This window comes from Enterobacter sp. DVT3837 (assembly GCF_056238685.1).
Genome location: NZ_JBWDLA010000001.1, coordinates 766,101 through 783,071, shown reverse-complemented (window position 1 = coordinate 783,071; position 16,971 = coordinate 766,101). Strand labels below are relative to the sequence as shown.

Here is a 16,971-nt window from a genome sequence, read left to right as displayed (position 1 = left end):
TCACTCGTGTTATCATCTGGGCAGACCGGTTACATCCCCCTAACAAGTAAACCTGTCATTTTTCCGCTGCAGGCATGCTGTCGGTAGCGTGAATTATCCAGGGCACGTTAAAAGAGAAACACTATCATGACGGATAAATTGACCTCCCTTCGTCAGTTCACCACTGTCGTAGCTGACACCGGAGATATCGCGGCAATGAAGTTGTACCAGCCGCAGGATGCCACAACTAACCCTTCTCTGATCCTGAACGCTGCACAGATCCCTGAGTATCGCAAACTGATTGACGACGCTGTGACCTGGGCGAAAGCGCAGAGCAATGACCGCGCGCAGCAGATCGTTGATGCCACTGACAAACTGGCAGTGAACATCGGTCTGGAAATCCTGAAACTGGTTCCTGGCCGCATCTCTACCGAAGTGGATGCACGCCTCTCCTACGACACCGAAGCGTCAATCGCCAAAGCAAAACGCCTGATCAAAATGTACAACGATGCGGGTATCAGCAACGACCGCATCCTGATCAAACTGGCCTCTACCTGGCAGGGCATTCGCGCGGCTGAGCAGCTGGAAAAAGACGGCATCAACTGTAACCTGACTCTGCTGTTCTCCTTCGCGCAGGCGCGTGCATGTGCAGAAGCCGGTGTCTACCTGATTTCTCCGTTCGTAGGCCGTATTCTGGACTGGTACAAAGCCAACACCGATAAGAAAGAGTACGCACCTGCTGAAGATCCAGGCGTGGTTTCCGTTACTGAAATCTACGAATACTACAAACAGCACGGTTATGAGACTGTTGTTATGGGCGCAAGCTTCCGTAACGTCGGTGAAATCATCGAGCTGGCTGGCTGTGACCGCCTGACCATCGCCCCTGCACTGCTGAAAGAGCTGGCAGAAAGCGAAGGCGCGATCGAGCGTAAGCTGTCTTACACCGGTGAAGTGAAAGCGCGCCCAGAACGCATCACTGAATCCGAGTTCCTGTGGCAGCACAACCAGGATCCAATGGCAGTAGACAAACTGGCGGACGGTATCCGTAAGTTTGCTGTTGACCAGGGCAAACTGGAAAAAATGATCGGCGACCTGCTGTAATCATTTCTGCGTGACCGGGTTCCCGGTCACGCGACTTCTTTCGTACCCTGTCTGAATTTCCTCTCTGCGTGTATCATTCCCTTTAATCAGTACTTTTTAGATGGAATGGCTATGAATACCTTACGCATCGGCTTAGTGTCGATTTCTGACCGCGCCTCCAGCGGTGTTTACCAGGATAAAGGCATCCCGGCTCTGGAAGAGTGGCTGGGCAGCGCGCTGACTACCCCTTTTGAAATCCAGACCCGCCTGATCCCAGACGAACAGCCGATCATTGAGCAGACGCTGTGCGAGCTGGTGGATGAGATGAGCTGCCATCTGGTGTTGACCACGGGTGGAACCGGGCCTGCACGTCGCGATGTCACGCCAGATGCGACGCTGGCAGTCGCCGACCGTGAAATGCCGGGCTTCGGTGAGCAAATGCGCCAGATCAGCCTACACTTTGTTCCAACCGCCATCCTCTCTCGCCAGGTGGGCGTGATCCGCAAACAGGCGTTGATCCTGAACCTGCCGGGCCAGCCGAAGTCGATCAAAGAGACGCTGGAAGGGCTTAAATCCGACGATGGCAGCGTGATCGTACACGGGATCTTTGCAAGTGTACCGTATTGTATACAGCTGCTGGACGGTCCGTATGTGGAAACCGATGAGAAAGTCGTAGCAGCTTTTCGGCCTAAAAGCGCGCGCCGCGAGACAATATCCTGAAAATAATGATTATGTGACATTAGCTGAAGCGGCGATGGCGTGGTAAAGGTTTTACGGTATAGTAATTTTTTCTTTACGTTTGCTGTAAAAATAAATCCACAACACACGCATAATGGTTCGCTATGTCACATAACACCCGACCTCTGAATCGACAGGACTACAAAACCCTCACGCTCGCTGCTCTGGGAGGCGCGCTGGAGTTTTACGACTTCATCATCTTCGTCTTCTTCGCCGCCGTGGTGGGGGAGCTCTTCTTCCCGGCAGATATCCCGGAATGGCTGCGCCAGGTACAAACCTTCGGCATTTTTGCCGCAGGGTATCTGGCTCGTCCGTTGGGTGGCATTGTTATGGCGCACTTTGGCGATCTGGTTGGGCGTAAGAAGATGTTTACCCTCAGTATTTTGCTGATGGCTGTACCTACGCTTGCCATAGGCCTGCTGCCTACCTATGCCTCAATGGGCCTTGTTGCCCCGCTATTGCTGTTGCTTATGCGCGTTCTTCAGGGGGCCGCAATTGGCGGTGAAGTACCTGGCGCGTGGGTGTTTGTGGCGGAGCATGTTCCGGCGCGTCGCATTGGTATCGCCTGTGGAACCTTAACGGCGGGCCTGACCATCGGCATTCTGCTGGGCTCGGTCGTTGCAACTCTCGTGAATACCCATATGACGCAACAGGCCGTGCACGACTGGGGCTGGCGTCTTCCGTTCCTGCTGGGCGGGGCCTTTGGTCTGGTGGCGATGTACTTGCGCCGCTGGCTACAGGAGACGCCGATCTTCCTTGAGATGCAGCAGCGCAAGGCACTGGCGCAGGAGTTACCGGTGAAGGCGGTGGTGGTCCGTCACAGAAGTGCGGTGGTGGTGTCGATGCTGCTGACCTGGCTGCTGTCGGCGGGTATCGTCGTCGTGATCCTGATGTCGCCGGTCTGGCTGCAAAAACAGTACGGTTTCGCCCCAGCAGTCACCCTGCAGGCAAACAGTATTGCGACCATTATGCTCTGTTTTGGCTGTCTGGCGGCTGGCCTTGCTGTTGATCGTTTTGGCGCGAGCCGGACCTTTATCGTCGGCAGTCTGCTGCTGGCAGCATCAAGCTGGGCGTTCTACCATCTGGCGGGCAGCCACCCGGAGCAACTGTTCCTGCTGTACGGCGTAGTCGGGCTGTGCGTCGGTGTTGTGGGGGCGGTGCCGTATGTGATGGTGCGTGCGTTCCCGCCAGAGGTTCGTTTCACCGGTATCTCTTTCTCTTACAACGTGTCGTATGCCATTTTTGGTGGTCTGACACCGATTGCCGTCACCATGCTGATGGGGATATCGCCGATGGCTCCAGCCTGGTACGTTCTCGCGCTCTCGCTGATGGGGCTGGTGTTAGGGGTCTGGCTTCGCAAAGGGTGGGAGTGTCGTGCCCGCGAGGCAGGCACGACAGAGGGATCAGTGTTTTTCACCAATCGGTAGAATGGTGCGGTCAAACTGCTCGTTCAGCACTTCGCCCATTGCCAGGTAGATAGCGCTCGCGCCACATACCAGACCAATCCAGCCGGCAACGTGAACGATGCCTTCGTTATCCACCAGGTGACCGATCGCCAGCAGAGCGAACAGTACGGTCAGGCTCAGGAAGACGAACTGCAGCGCGCGGTTACCTTTCAGGGTGCCGAAGAACATGAACAGGGTGAAGACACCCCACAGACCCAGGTAAACGCCCAGGAAGTGGGCGTTTGCCGCATCTGCCAGACCCATTTTAGGCATCAGCAGAATGGCAACCAGGGTCAGCCAGAACGAGCCGTAAGAGGTGAAGGCGGTTAAGCCGAAGGTATTACCTTTCTTATATTCCAGCAGGCCCGCGAAAATTTGCGCGATGCCACCGTAAAAAATGCCCATCGCCAGGATGATGCCATCCATCGGGAACATCCCGATATTGTGCAGGTTCAGCAGGATAGTGGTCATGCCAAAACCCATCAGGCCCAGCGGAGCCGGATTAGCCAACTTAGTGTTGCCCATAAGTCCTCAAAAAAATCATCATTAATATGGTGAAATGGTGAATCCCGCGTCAATACTCCCTGACGGGGCGCGGCATCATAATGGGCGCAATCGATGGCGTCTATGATCTCATCAGGGTGAAATTAAAATTTTTTTTATCCTTCCCCCTTGATGGATGCTGTGGCGACCCCATCTTGTAGTCAACCGCAGTGTGTGGACCTGAAAAAAATCAAATCTGGGCAGTTGAAAAAGCACGTTCTGCCCTTATTACAGGTACACAACCACATGTTGACTGAATTTTTAGTGGAGACGTTTAGATGGGTAAAATTATTGGTATCGACCTGGGTACTACCAACTCTTGTGTAGCGATTATGGATGGCACTACTGCACGCGTGCTGGAGAACGCCGAGGGCGATCGCACCACGCCTTCTATCATTGCTTATACCCAGGATGGTGAAACTCTGGTTGGTCAGCCGGCTAAACGTCAGGCAGTGACAAACCCGCAAAACACCCTGTTTGCGATTAAACGCCTGATCGGTCGCCGCTTCCAGGACGAAGAAGTTCAGCGTGACGTTTCTATCATGCCTTACAAAATCATCGCAGCAGATAACGGCGATGCATGGCTTGATGTGAAAGGCACCAAAACTGCACCGCCGCAGATCTCTGCTGAAGTGCTGAAAAAAATGAAGAAAACCGCCGAAGATTACCTGGGTGAGCCGGTAACTGAAGCTGTTATCACCGTTCCTGCATACTTCAACGATGCTCAGCGTCAGGCAACCAAAGATGCTGGCCGTATCGCAGGTCTGGAAGTAAAACGTATCATCAACGAACCAACCGCGGCTGCACTGGCTTACGGTCTGGATAAAGAAGTTGGCAACCGCACTATCGCGGTTTACGACCTGGGTGGTGGTACCTTCGATATCTCTATTATCGAAATCGACGAAGTTGACGGCGAAAAAACCTTCGAAGTTCTGGCAACCAACGGTGATACCCACCTGGGTGGTGAAGACTTCGATACCCGTCTGATCAACTACCTCGTTGACGAGTTCAAGAAAGATCAGGGCATTGACCTGCGTAACGACCCGCTGGCCATGCAGCGCCTGAAAGAAGCCGCTGAGAAAGCGAAGATTGAACTGTCTTCCGCTCAGCAGACCGACGTGAACCTGCCGTACATCACTGCAGACGCGACCGGTCCTAAACACATGAACATCAAAGTGACCCGTGCGAAACTGGAAAGCCTGGTAGAAGACCTGGTGAACCGTTCCATTGAGCCACTGAAAGTTGCTCTGCAGGACGCTGGCCTGTCTGTATCTGATATCCAGGACGTTATCCTGGTGGGTGGTCAGACACGTATGCCAATGGTTCAGAAGAAAGTGGCTGAGTTCTTTGGTAAAGAGCCACGTAAAGACGTGAACCCGGACGAAGCTGTTGCTATCGGTGCAGCGGTTCAGGGTGGTGTACTGACTGGTGAAGTGAAAGACGTACTGCTGCTGGACGTTACCCCGCTGTCTCTGGGTATCGAAACCATGGGTGGTGTGATGACTGCGCTCATCAACAAAAACACCACCATCCCGACGAAACACAGCCAGGTGTTCTCTACCGCTGAAGACAACCAGTCTGCGGTAACCATCCATGTGATTCAGGGTGAGCGTAAACGTGCGGCGGATAACAAATCTCTGGGTCAGTTCAACCTGGACGGTATTAACCCGGCACCGCGCGGCATGCCACAGATCGAAGTCACCTTCGACATCGATGCTGACGGTATCCTGCACGTGTCTGCGAAAGACAAAAACAGCGGTAAAGAGCAGAAGATCACCATCAAGGCATCTTCTGGCCTGAACGAAGCTGAAATCGAGAAAATGGTTCGCGATGCAGAAGCTAACGCTGAGTCCGACCGTAAGTTCGAAGAGCTGGTTCAGACCCGTAACCAGGGTGACCATCTGCTGCACAGCACCCGTAAGCAGGTTGAAGAAGCAGGCGATAAACTGCCAGCGGAAGACAAAACTGCTATCGAGGCTGCACTGAGTGCGCTGGAAACTTCACTGAAAGGTGAAGATAAAGCGGACATCGAAGCGAAGATGCAGGAACTTGCACAGGCTTCCCAGAAGCTGATGGAAATCGCTCAGCAGCAGCACGCTCAACAGCAGGCAGGCGCTGACGCTTCCCAGAACAACGCGAAAGACGACGATGTTGTTGACGCTGAGTTCGAAGAAGTTAAAGACAAAAAATAATCGCCCTGATGCAGGGTAATTAATCGGCACGGGCGTAGGAGAACTCTCCACGCCCGTGCTCGCATGTTAAGGGGCTTAAAAAAAACAATGGCAAAGCAAGACTATTACGAGATTTTAGGCGTTCCGAAAACTGCGGAAGAGCGTGAAATCAAAAAGGCGTATAAGCGCCTGGCCATGAAATTCCACCCGGACCGTAACCAGGGTGACAAAGAGGCTGAAGCCAAATTTAAAGAGATCAAAGAAGCCTACGAAGTCCTGACCGATGCACAAAAACGTGCAGCCTATGACCAGTATGGTCACGCAGCCTTTGAACAGGGCGGCATGGGCGGCGGTGGATTCGGTGGCGGCGGCTTTGGCGGCGGTGCTGACTTCAGCGATATCTTTGGTGATGTATTCGGCGACATCTTCGGCGGTGGCCGTGGTCGTCAGCGCGCAACGCGCGGCGCGGACCTGCGCTACAACATGGAACTGACGCTGGAAGAGGCCGTTCGCGGTGTCACCAAAGAGATCCGTATCCCGACGCTGGAAGAATGTGACGTTTGCCACGGCAGTGGTGCAAAAGCGGGGACCCAACCGCAGACCTGTCCAACCTGTCACGGTTCAGGCCAGGTACAGATGCGACAGGGCTTCTTCGCGGTACAGCAGGCCTGTCCTCACTGTCACGGTCGCGGTACGCTGATTAAAGATCCGTGCACCAAATGCCACGGCCACGGTCGCGTTGAGAAAACCAAGACCCTGTCCGTTAAAATTCCGGCTGGCGTCGATACGGGCGACCGCATCCGTCTGGCGGGTGAAGGTGAAGCTGGGGAACACGGCGCACCGGCAGGCGATCTGTATGTTCAGGTGCAGGTTAAACAGCACGCCATCTTCGAGCGTGAAGGTAACAACCTGTATTGTGAAGTGCCGATCAACTTCGCGATGGCGGCACTCGGTGGTGAAATCGAAGTCCCGACGCTGGATGGTCGCGTCAATCTGAAGATCCCAGGTGAAACCCAGACCGGTAAGCTGTTCCGCATGCGCGGGAAAGGCGTTAAATCCGTTCGTGGCGGTGCTCAGGGCGACCTGCTGTGCCGCGTCGTCGTGGAAACGCCGGTTGGCCTGAACGACAAGCAGAAACAATTGCTGAAAGAGCTTCAGGAGAGCTTTGGCGGCCCGACGGGTGAGAAGAACAGCCCGCGTTCCAAAAGCTTCTTCGATGGCGTCAAAAAATTCTTCGATGATTTGACCCGCTAATTCGTTAGCTGGCCTTCATCTGCAAAAGCCTGGAAGCAATTCCGGGCTTTTTCTTTTTGTAAGGATAGTTCGGTAAAACTGAATCTATACTCAATATTAATCTGTTTTTGCCGAGCTATGTGGCTTGGTATTATGGTTTTATCGAGGTATTGTTGTAAAAGAGAGAGTTAAAGTGAAATTACTACACCGTTTCTTTAGCAGTGAAGCGTCCGGTGGCGTGATCCTGATTATTGCCGCTGCGGCTGCGATGGTGCTGGCTAACCTGGGGGTTACCCGCGATCTATACCACGCATTTCTGGAAACGCCCGTCGAGCTGAAGGTCGGGGCGCTGGAAATTAACAAGAACATGTTGCTGTGGATCAACGATGCACTGATGGCTGTGTTCTTCCTCCTGGTGGGGCTTGAAGTTAAACGCGAGCTGGTGCTGGGTTCACTTGCCAGCCGCCAGCGTGCAGCGTTTCCGGTAATTGCCGCCATCGGTGGGATGGTGGTTCCGGCGTTGCTCTTCCTGGCATTTACCTGGCAGGACCCCCTTGCGCGTCATGGCTGGGCGATCCCGGCGGCAACGGATATCGCGTTTGCGCTCGGGGTGCTGGCCTTGTTGGGAAGTCGTGTGCCGGTGGCACTGAAGATCTTCCTGATGGCGCTGGCAATTATTGATGATTTGGGCGCTATTGTGATTATCGCGCTGTTCTATACCAGCGAGCTGTCGATCCTGTCGCTGAGCGTGGCGGCTGGGGCAATTGCAGTGCTGGCGCTGCTGAACATTTTCAATGTGCGTCGCATCGGCATCTACATCCTCGTGGGGATGGTGCTGTGGACGGCAGTGCTGAAATCGGGCGTGCACGCCACGCTGGCAGGTGTGATCGTCGGCTTCTTCGTGCCGCTTAAGCCGCAGGACGGCAAGTCGCCAGCCAAACAGCTGGAACATGTGCTGCACCCGTGGGTAGCCTTTATGATCCTGCCACTGTTCGCATTTGCCAACGCGGGTGTTTCCCTGGGCGGTGTGACGCTTGACGGGCTGACGTCCGTGCTGCCTCTGGGCATTATTGCCGGGCTGTTTATCGGTAAGCCGCTGGGGATTAGCCTCTTCTGCTGGCTGGCGCTGAAGCTGAAGATGGCATCATTGCCACACGGCACCACGTTTAAGCAGATAATGGCCGTAGGTGTGCTGTGCGGAATCGGGTTTACGATGTCGATTTTTATCTCGACGCTGGCATTTGGTACGCATGCGCCGGAGCTTATCGTCTGGGCTAAACTGGGCATTCTTATCGGGTCATTGCTGGCCGCAGTGATCGGTTATACCTTGTTGAAGGTGAAGTTGTCCGGACAGGCCGTCCAGGCATAACGGAAAACCGGGAGGAGGGGAGCCTTCTCCCGACACACTATCAGGGAGCGAAAACGCAATGTCTCATTTGAATTACAACCATCTTTACTACTTCTGGCACGTCTACAAGCAGGGCTCGGTCGTGGGGGCCGCAGAGGCGCTCTACCTGACACCACAAACCATCACCGGGCAAATCAAGGCGCTGGAAGAACGACTGCAGGGCAAGCTGTTCAAGCGTAAGGGCCGTGGGATTGAGCCCAGCGAACTGGGCGAGCTGGTGTTCCGTTACGCAGACAAAATGTTTACCCTGAGCCAGGAGATGCTGGATATCGTTAACTACCGCAAAGAGTCTAACCTGCTCTTTGATGTCGGTGTGGCCGATGCGCTGTCAAAACGGCTGGTGAGCGGCGTGCTGGATGCGGCTGTGGTTGAAGATGAGCAAATCCACCTGCGCTGCTTTGAATCTACTCACGAGATGCTGCTGGAGCAGTTAAGCCAGCATAAGCTGGACATGATTATCTCGGATTGCCCAATCGACTCTACCCAGCAGGAAGGGCTGTTCTCAGTGAAAATTGGCGAATGCGGCGTCAGCTTCTGGTGCATTAACCCGCCGCCGGAAAAACCGTTCCCCGCGTGCCTTGAAGAGCGCCGCCTGCTGGTGCCGGGAAGGCGCTCAATGCTCGGGCGCAAGCTGCTGAACTGGTTTAACTCGCAGGGGCTAAAGGTAGAAATCCTCGGTGAGTTCGATGATGCGGCTCTGATGAAAGCCTTTGGCGAAGCCCACAATGCGATCTTCGTTGCGCCGACGCTGTACGCGCACGATCTCTATTCGGACGACAAGATTACGGAGATAGGCAGAGTGGATAACGTGATGGAGGAGTATCATGCCATATTTGCTGAAAGGATGATTCAGCACCCGGCGGTACAGCGAATCTGTAACCGCGACTACGCGGCGCTGTTTACGCCACCGGCAATCTGAAGGCATAAAAAAACCCGCGTTAAGCGGGTTCTTTAAACAAGCAACAACAAGTAGAGATTAAGCCAGTTTGTTGATCTGCGCGGTCAGGTTTGCTTTATGACGCGCTGCTTTGTTTTTGTGGATCAGACCTTTAGCAGCCTGACGATCCACGATTGGTTGCATTTCGTTAAATGCGTTCTGCGCTGCAGCTTTGTCGCCTGCTTCGATTGCTGCGTATACTTTCTTGATGAAAGTACGCATCATAGAGCGACGGCTTGCGTTGTGCTTACGAGCCTTTTCAGACTGAACGGCACGTTTCTTAGCTGATTTGATATTAGCCAAGTCCAACTCCCAAATATGATCTATGTGGACAATTCAAAGGCCGAGGAATATGCCCTCTTTGCCTTCTTTTGTCAATGGATTTGTGCAAATAAGCGCCGTTAATTAGCGACGCTACGTTACGTAGTGATGGCGCAGGATTCTACCAGCTTGTGTTCCCTGAATACAGCCTTTCGGTATAAAAATCGCAGTTCACGAGCAGATTTTTTCGCTGCGAAAGGTCAGCCTGATGAAATCATTACGGCTTTCTGTTTTGCGCGAACAATCGCCGGTTAACCTTAACCGCCGTACAAGGTATACTTTGGCGATTTTCACTGTTTTGAGCCAGACATGAAGCTGATACGCGGCATACATAATCTCAGCAGAGCACCGCACGGGTGCGTGCTGACCATTGGTAATTTCGACGGCGTGCATCGTGGTCATCAGGCGCTGTTGCAGGGATTGCGTAAAGAAGGGGAGGCCCGTGGCCTACCTGTCGTAGTGATGATTTTCGAACCGCAGCCGCTGGAGCTGTTCGCGGGCGATAAATCTCCCGCCCGTCTCACTCGCCTGCGCGAGAAGTTGCGCTACCTGGCAGAGTCCGGTGTGGACTACGTATTGTGTGTACGTTTCGATCGTCGCTTTGCCGCACTGACAGCACAAAGTTTCGTCAGTGACCTGCTGGTTGAGCGTCTTGGCGTGCAGTTTCTTGCTGTGGGGGATGATTTCCGCTTTGGCGCTGGTCGTCAGGGCGATTTCTTGCTATTACAGAAGGCTGGTCTGGAGTACGGTTTTGACGTCACGAGCGCGATGACCTTCTGTGAAGGTGGCATTCGCGTCAGCAGCACGGCGGTACGCCAGGCACTGGCAGATGATGAACTGGATACGGCAGAAACCCTGCTGGGACATCCGTTCACCATCTCAGGTCGCGTCGTTCATGGCGATGCGCTCGGCCGCACTATTGGTTTCCCGACGGCGAATATACCGCTGCGTCGTCAGGTTTCCCCGGTTAAAGGGGTCTATGCGGTGGAAGTGGCTGGACTGGGCGATAAGCCGTTTTACGGCGTCGCTAACATTGGCACGCGTCCAACTGTCGCGGGTGTGCGTCAACAGTTAGAAGTGCACCTGCTGGATGTTGTAATGGACCTTTATGGTCGCCATATAGATGTGATACTGCGTAAAAAAATACGCAACGAGCAGCGATTTGCTTCGCTGGATGAACTAAAAGCGCAGATTGCGCGAGATGAATTGACGGCCCGCGAGTTTTTTGGGCTTTGAACCCGGCTTAAATGCCTACGTGATAAATACGGAACCGAGAATCTGATGAGTGACTATAAATCAACCCTGAATTTGCCGGAAACAGGGTTCCCGATGCGCGGCGATCTCGCCAAGCGTGAACCGGGAATGCTGGCGCGTTGGACTGATGATGACCTGTACGGCATCATTCGTGCAGCCAAAAAAGGCAAAAAAACCTTCATTCTGCATGATGGCCCTCCATATGCGAATGGCAGCATTCATATTGGTCACTCTGTAAACAAGATTCTGAAAGACATTATCGTGAAGTCCAAAGGACTCGCGGGATATGACTCGCCTTACGTTCCGGGCTGGGACTGCCACGGTCTGCCAATCGAGCTGAAAGTTGAGCAAGAGTTTGGCAAGCCAGGTGAGAAGTTCACCGCCGCAGAGTTCCGCGCGAAATGCCGCGAATATGCAGCCACTCAGGTTGACGGTCAGCGTGCTGACTTTATCCGTCTGGGCGTGCTGGGTGACTGGTCACACCCATACCTGACCATGGACTTCAAAACTGAAGCCAACATCATCCGTGCGCTGGGCAAAATCATCGGTAACGGCCACCTGCACAAAGGCGCGAAGCCGGTGCACTGGTGCGTGGACTGCCGTTCTGCGCTGGCAGAAGCGGAAGTTGAGTATTACGACAAAACCTCTCCGTCTATCGACGTGGCGTTCCACGCGGTAGATCAGGATGCGGTGAAAGCTAAATTTGGCGTGTCGTCCGTTAACGGTCCGGTCTCTCTGGTTATCTGGACCACCACGCCGTGGACGCTGCCTGCAAACCGCGCGATCTCCCTGTCAGGTGAGTTCGAATACGCACTGGTGCAGATTGACGGTCAGGCGGTTATCCTGGCGAAAGACCTGGTTGAAAGCGTGCTGAAACGCGCGAATATCGCCGACTATACCGTGCTGGGCACCGTGAAAGGCGACGCGCTGGAGCTGATGCGCTTCAAACACCCGTTCCTGGACTTCGATGTTCCGGCGATCCTGGGCGACCACGTCACGCTGGACGCGGGTACCGGTGCGGTGCATACCGCCGGTGGTCACGGTCCTGACGACTACAACATCAGCCTGAAATACGGCCTGGAAATCGCCAACCCGGTTGGTCCGGACGGCTCATACCTGCCTGGCACCTACCCGGCGCTGGACGGTATCAACGTCTTTAAGGCGAACGACATCATCGTCGATATGCTGCGCACCAGCGGCGCGCTGCTGCACGTTGAAAAAATGCAGCACAGCTACCCATGCTGCTGGCGTCACAAGTCGCCGATCATCTTCCGTGCGACCCCACAGTGGTTCGTGAGCATGGATCAGAAAGGCCTGCGCGCGCAGTCTCTGAAAGAGATCAAAGGCGTGCAGTGGATCCCGGACTGGGGCCAGGCGCGTATCGAATCCATGGTCGCTAACCGCCCTGACTGGTGTATCTCCCGCCAGCGTACCTGGGGCGTGCCAATGTCTCTGTTCGTGCATAAAGAGACGCAGGAACTGCACCCGAACACCCTGGAACTGATGGAAGAAGTGGCGAAGCGCGTCGAAGTTGACGGCATTCAGGCGTGGTGGGATCTCGATTCCCGCGACATCCTGGGCGCTGACGCAGACAACTACGAGAAAGTGCCGGATACCCTGGACGTGTGGTTCGACTCCGGGTCTACCCACTCCTCAGTCGTTGACGTACGCCCGGAATTTGCCGGTCACGCTGCCGACATGTATCTGGAAGGTTCTGACCAACACCGTGGCTGGTTCATGTCATCTCTGATGATCTCTACCGCTATGAAAGGCAAAGCCCCTTACCGCCAGGTACTGACCCACGGTTTCACCGTGGATGGCCAGGGCCGTAAGATGTCCAAGTCTATCGGTAACACCGTTTCTCCGCAGGACGTGATGAATAAGCTGGGCGCAGACATTCTGCGTCTGTGGGTGGCTTCGACCGACTACACCGGCGAAATGGCGGTGTCTGATGAGATCCTGAAACGTGCTGCTGACAGCTATCGTCGTATCCGTAACACCGCGCGCTTCCTGCTGGCGAACCTGAACGGTTTTGATCCAGTGAAAGACATGGTGAAACCGGAAGAGATGGTGGTTCTGGATCGCTGGGCGGTAGGCTGTGCGAAAGCGGCACAGGAAGATATCCTGAAAGCCTATGAGTCTTACGACTTCCACGAAGTGGTGCAGCGCCTGATGCGCTTCTGCTCCATCGAGATGGGCTCGTTCTACCTCGACATCATCAAAGACCGCCAGTACACCGCGAAAGCGGACAGCGTGGCGCGTCGTAGCTGCCAGACCGCGCTGTTCCACATCGCAGAAGCGCTGGTGCGCTGGATGGCGCCGATCATGTCCTTCACCGCAGATGAAATCTGGGGCTACCTGCCAGGCGACCGTGAGAAGTATGTCTTCACCGGCGAGTGGTACGAAGGTCTGTTCGATCTCTCCAGCACCGAAGCGATGAACGATGCCTTCTGGGACGAGCTGCTGAAAGTGCGTGGCGAAGTGAACAAGGTTATCGAGCAGGCACGTGCGGATAAGAAAGTCGGTGGCTCTCTGGAAGCGACAGTGACTCTGTACGCAGAACCTGAGCTGGCGGCAAAACTGACGGCGCTGGGCGATGAATTGCGATTTGTCCTGTTGACCTCCGGTGCGAAAGTTGCAGATTATGCCGACGCTTCTGCTGATGCTCAGCAGAGCGAGCTGCTCAAAGGACTGAAAGTCGCGCTGAGCAAAGCCGAAGGTGAGAAATGCCCGCGCTGCTGGCACTACACCACTGATGTCGGCAAGGTGGCGGAACACGCAGATATCTGCGGACGCTGTGTAAGCAACGTCGCCGGAGACGGCGAAAAACGTAAGTTTGCCTGATGAGTAAAACTCTCTGTTCAACAGGACTGCGCTGGCTGTGGCTGGTTGTGGTGGTGCTGATTATTGATCTGGGCAGCAAGTTCCTGATCCTCCAGAATTTTGCTCTGGGGGAGACGGTTTCACTGTTCCCGTCGCTTAACCTGCACTATGCACGCAACTACGGTGCGGCGTTTAGTTTCCTTGCTGACAGCGGTGGCTGGCAGCGCTGGTTCTTTGCGGGTATCGCGATCGGTATCTGCGTGGTGCTGGCGGTGCTGATGTACCGTTCGAAGGCAACGCAAAAGCTGAATAACATTGCCTACGCACTGATCATTGGCGGCGCACTGGGCAACCTGTTTGACCGCCTGTGGCACGGCTTTGTGGTCGATATGATCGACTTCTACGTCGGCGACTGGCACTTCGCGACCTTTAACCTCGCCGATAGCGCAATTTGCATCGGTGCGGCGTTAATCGTGCTGGAAGGCTTCTTGCCTAACTCGGCCGCGAAAGAGCAGGCGTAACACACTCGCCCGGTGGTGTAGTGCCACCGGGCAAAACAAGCGAGCAATTTGCATGTCTAAATCCGTACAGAGCAACAGCGCGGTTCTCGTTCACTTCACGCTGAAACTGGATGATGGCTCTACCGCTGAATCCACCCGCAATAACGGCAAACCAGCCCTGTTTCGTCTTGGCGATACCTCCCTGTCTGAAGGTCTTGAACAACAGCTTCTCGGTTTGAAAGAGGGGGAGAAAAAGGCGTTTTCACTGGAGCCGGATGCCGCATTTGGCGTGCCAAGCCCGGATCTGATCCAGTATTTCTCGCGCCGCGAGTTTATGGATGCGGGCGAGCCGGAAATCGGGGCGATTATGCTCTTTACCGCTATGGATGGCAGCGAAATGCCTGGCGTGATCCGCGAAATCAACGGCGACTCCATCACCGTTGACTTCAACCATCCACTTGCCGGGCGCACCGTCCATTTTGATATTGAAGTGCTGGAGATTGACCCAGTACTGGAGGCCTGAAATGCAGATCCTGTTGGCTAACCCGCGCGGCTTCTGCGCCGGTGTAGACCGCGCTATCAGCATTGTTGAAAACGCGCTGGAGATCTACGGCGCGCCGATTTATGTGCGTCACGAAGTAGTGCATAACCGCTATGTGGTCGACAGCCTGCGCGAGCGCGGTGCCATCTTTATCGAGCAGATTAGCGAAGTGCCGGATGGTGCGATCCTGATTTTCTCCGCGCATGGCGTTTCTCAGGCAGTGCGTAACGAAGCGAAAAGCCGCGATTTGACGGTGTTTGATGCCACCTGTCCTTTAGTGACAAAGGTGCATATGGAAGTGGCGCGTGCCAGCCGTCGTGGTGAAGAGTCGATTCTGATTGGCCACGCGGGTCATCCGGAAGTTGAAGGCACCATGGGCCAGTACAGCAACCCGGAAGGGGGCATGTATCTGGTTGAGTCACCGGAAGATGTCCTGACGCTGAATGTGAAAAACGAAGCCCGTCTGTCGTTTATGACCCAGACGACGCTCTCCGTGGACGATACCTCTGACGTGATTGACGCCCTGCGTCAGCGTTTCCCGAAAATCGTCGGGCCGCGTAAAGATGACATCTGCTACGCGACCACTAATCGTCAGGAAGCGGTGCGTGCACTGGCTGAACAGGCGGATGTGGTGCTGGTTGTTGGCTCGAAGAACTCCTCTAACTCCAACCGCCTGGCCGAGCTTGCGCAGCGTATGGGGAAAATGGCTTTCCTGATTGATGATGCATCAGATATTCAGGAAGAGTGGGTTAAACACGCGGCCTGTGTCGGCGTGACGGCTGGGGCGTCTGCGCCCGATATTCTGGTACAGAACGTCATTTCCCGTCTGCAGGCGTTGGGCGGTGGCGAAGCGATACCGCTGGAAGGACGTGAAGAGAACATCGTTTTCGAAGTCCCTAAAGAACTGCGTATCGACGCCCGCGAAGTCGAATAGTCCTTTTTCTTATGAAAGGCCAGCACCTCCTGTGCTGGCCTTTTTTTTACCCGTTACTTTATCGTGACGACAAAATCATGTCTTTTACTGATATTTAAGTCGGTTTCACGTTAAATTCTAATTATTGGTGTTTTCAGTTGGCAGCCTCCGTGAAGGCTGGTTAATCTGAAAACGGTTTACATCATTTTAACGTAAGAGAATAACTATGCATGATGCACAGATCCGTGTCGCGATTGCGGGCGCGGGTGGACGTATGGGCCGCCAACTGATTCAGGCGGCACTACAGATGGATGGCGTGGCGCTGGGTGCGGCCCTGGAGCGTGAAGGTTCCTCACTTCTTGGTGCCGACGCAGGTGAGCTGGCGGGTGCAGGAAAGACGGGCGTTACCGTTCAGAGTAGCCTTGATGCGGTTAAAGATGACTTCGATGTATTCATCGACTTTACCCGCCCGGAAGGAACGCTGACGCATCTGGCGTTTTGCCGCCAGCACGGCAAAGGAATGGTCATCGGTACTACCGGTTTTGACGACGCAGGTAAGCAGGCTATTCAGGACGCATCAAAAGAAATTGCGATTGTCTTTGCTGCGAACTTTAGTGTGGGCGTAAACGTCATGCTCAAGCTGCTGGAGAAAGCGGCGAAGGTGATGGGTAACTATACCGACATTGAGATTGTTGAAGCGCACCACCGTTACAAAGTTGATGCACCATCAGGTACGGCGCTGGCAATGGGCGAAGCGATTGCTCATGCACTTGATAAAGATTTAAAAAACTGCGCGGTCTATACCCGCGAAGGTTACACCGGCGAACGCGTGCCGGGCACCATTGGCTTCGCAACCGTGCGGGCGGGTGACATCGTCGGCGAACATACCGCGATGTTCGCCGATATTGGCGAACGTGTTGAAATTACGCATAAAGCCTCCAGCCGTATGACATTTGCAAACGGTGCCGTACGTTCTGCCTTGTGGTTAAAAGACAAAGGAAATGGTCTTTTTGATATGCGAGATGTGCTGGATCTTAACAATTTGTAAGGTTTATTACCCATCGTGATGTGGTTATTGCAGTCGT

15 protein-coding genes and 1 pseudogene are annotated in these 16,971 nt (G+C 54.4%); 14 read left to right on the top strand and 2 right to left on the bottom strand.

The genetic code is table 11. The features are described from left to right. The first annotated feature begins 126 nt into the window (after positions 1-126). The 3 genes from tal (at position 127) to AC0XWG_RS03775 (ending at position 3,224) form a co-directional block, all read left to right on the top strand. The gene (gene tal, locus AC0XWG_RS03785) at positions 127-1,080 is read left to right on the top strand and encodes a transaldolase (RefSeq protein WP_028016623.1); all 954 of its coding nucleotides are present in this window, start codon (positions 127-129) and stop codon (positions 1,078-1,080) included. A 111-nt stretch (positions 1,081-1,191) separates the two neighbouring features. Then, positions 1,192-1,779 carry a molybdopterin adenylyltransferase gene (mog, locus tag AC0XWG_RS03780; RefSeq protein ID WP_128348227.1) on the top strand — a complete coding sequence of 196 codons (588 nt, stop codon included), beginning with the start codon at positions 1,192-1,194 and terminating at the stop codon, positions 1,777-1,779. A 122-nt stretch (positions 1,780-1,901) separates the two neighbouring features. After that, positions 1,902-3,224 (top strand): MFS transporter, encoded by a 1,323-nt coding sequence (locus AC0XWG_RS03775; protein ID WP_028016625.1) that lies wholly within the window; start codon positions 1,902-1,904, stop codon positions 3,222-3,224. Here the strand turns inward: AC0XWG_RS03775 and satP are convergent. Then, entirely contained in the window at positions 3,201-3,767 is a 567-nt protein-coding gene (satP, locus tag AC0XWG_RS03770) for an acetate uptake transporter (protein ID WP_028016626.1), read from the bottom strand. The genes AC0XWG_RS03775 and satP overlap by 24 nt on opposite strands. 296 nt (positions 3,768-4,063) lie before the next feature. Here satP and dnaK point away from each other — a divergent pair, with 296 nt between their 5' ends. From dnaK to nhaR, 4 genes are all read left to right on the top strand, one after another. Next, positions 4,064-5,977, top strand: coding sequence for a molecular chaperone DnaK (dnaK, locus tag AC0XWG_RS03765; protein ID WP_108089544.1), 1,914 nt, complete (start codon positions 4,064-4,066; stop codon positions 5,975-5,977). Positions 5,978-6,064: 87 nt separating this feature from the next. Then, complete coding sequence (gene dnaJ / locus AC0XWG_RS03760) at positions 6,065-7,210, top strand: molecular chaperone DnaJ (RefSeq protein ID WP_028016628.1); 1,146 nt, start codon at positions 6,065-6,067, stop codon at positions 7,208-7,210. A 172-nt stretch (positions 7,211-7,382) separates the two neighbouring features. Then, on the top strand, positions 7,383-8,558 hold the full coding sequence (gene nhaA, locus AC0XWG_RS03755; RefSeq protein WP_028016629.1) for a Na+/H+ antiporter NhaA: 1,176 nt from the start codon (positions 7,383-7,385) through the stop codon (positions 8,556-8,558). 58 nt (positions 8,559-8,616) lie between these two features. Next, positions 8,617-9,516, top strand: a complete 900-nt coding sequence (gene nhaR / locus AC0XWG_RS03750) for a transcriptional activator NhaR (RefSeq protein WP_029740864.1) — start codon at positions 8,617-8,619, stop codon at positions 9,514-9,516. A 57-nt stretch (positions 9,517-9,573) separates the two neighbouring features. Here the strand turns inward: nhaR and rpsT are convergent, their stop codons facing one another. Beyond that, positions 9,574-9,837, bottom strand: a complete 264-nt coding sequence (gene rpsT / locus AC0XWG_RS03745) for a 30S ribosomal protein S20 (protein ID WP_003856458.1) — start codon at positions 9,835-9,837, stop codon at positions 9,574-9,576. A 101-nt stretch (positions 9,838-9,938) separates the two neighbouring features. On the opposite strand from rpsT, the pseudogene AC0XWG_RS03740 reads away from it, so the two are divergent. From AC0XWG_RS03740 to dapB, 7 genes and pseudogenes are all read left to right on the top strand, one after another. Beyond that, positions 9,939-10,157, top strand: a pseudogene (locus AC0XWG_RS03740) (DUF2575 domain-containing protein). A gap of 7 nt (positions 10,158-10,164) precedes the next feature. After that, positions 10,165-11,091, top strand: coding sequence for a bifunctional riboflavin kinase/FAD synthetase (gene ribF / locus AC0XWG_RS03735; RefSeq protein ID WP_028016631.1), 927 nt, complete (start codon positions 10,165-10,167; stop codon positions 11,089-11,091). A 45-nt stretch (positions 11,092-11,136) separates the two neighbouring features. Continuing rightward, a complete protein-coding gene (gene ileS / locus AC0XWG_RS03730; protein WP_475680383.1) occupies positions 11,137-13,953 on the top strand; it encodes an isoleucine--tRNA ligase in 2,817 nt (938 codons plus the stop codon). Next, complete coding sequence (gene lspA, locus AC0XWG_RS03725) at positions 13,953-14,453, top strand: signal peptidase II (protein WP_028016633.1); 501 nt, start codon at positions 13,953-13,955, stop codon at positions 14,451-14,453. The genes ileS and lspA overlap by 1 nt, the downstream gene beginning before the upstream one ends. Before the next feature lie 52 nt (positions 14,454-14,505). Continuing rightward, entirely contained in the window at positions 14,506-14,955 is a 450-nt protein-coding gene (fkpB, locus tag AC0XWG_RS03720; protein WP_013095528.1) for an FKBP-type peptidyl-prolyl cis-trans isomerase, read from the top strand. A 1-nt stretch (position 14,956) separates the two neighbouring features. Continuing rightward, positions 14,957-15,907, top strand: coding sequence for a 4-hydroxy-3-methylbut-2-enyl diphosphate reductase (ispH, locus tag AC0XWG_RS03715; protein ID WP_128348231.1), 951 nt, complete (start codon positions 14,957-14,959; stop codon positions 15,905-15,907). A gap of 205 nt (positions 15,908-16,112) precedes the next feature. Continuing rightward, a complete protein-coding gene (gene dapB, locus AC0XWG_RS03710) occupies positions 16,113-16,934 on the top strand; it encodes a 4-hydroxy-tetrahydrodipicolinate reductase (protein ID WP_475680382.1) in 822 nt (273 codons plus the stop codon). Positions 16,935-16,971 lie beyond the last annotated feature (37 nt).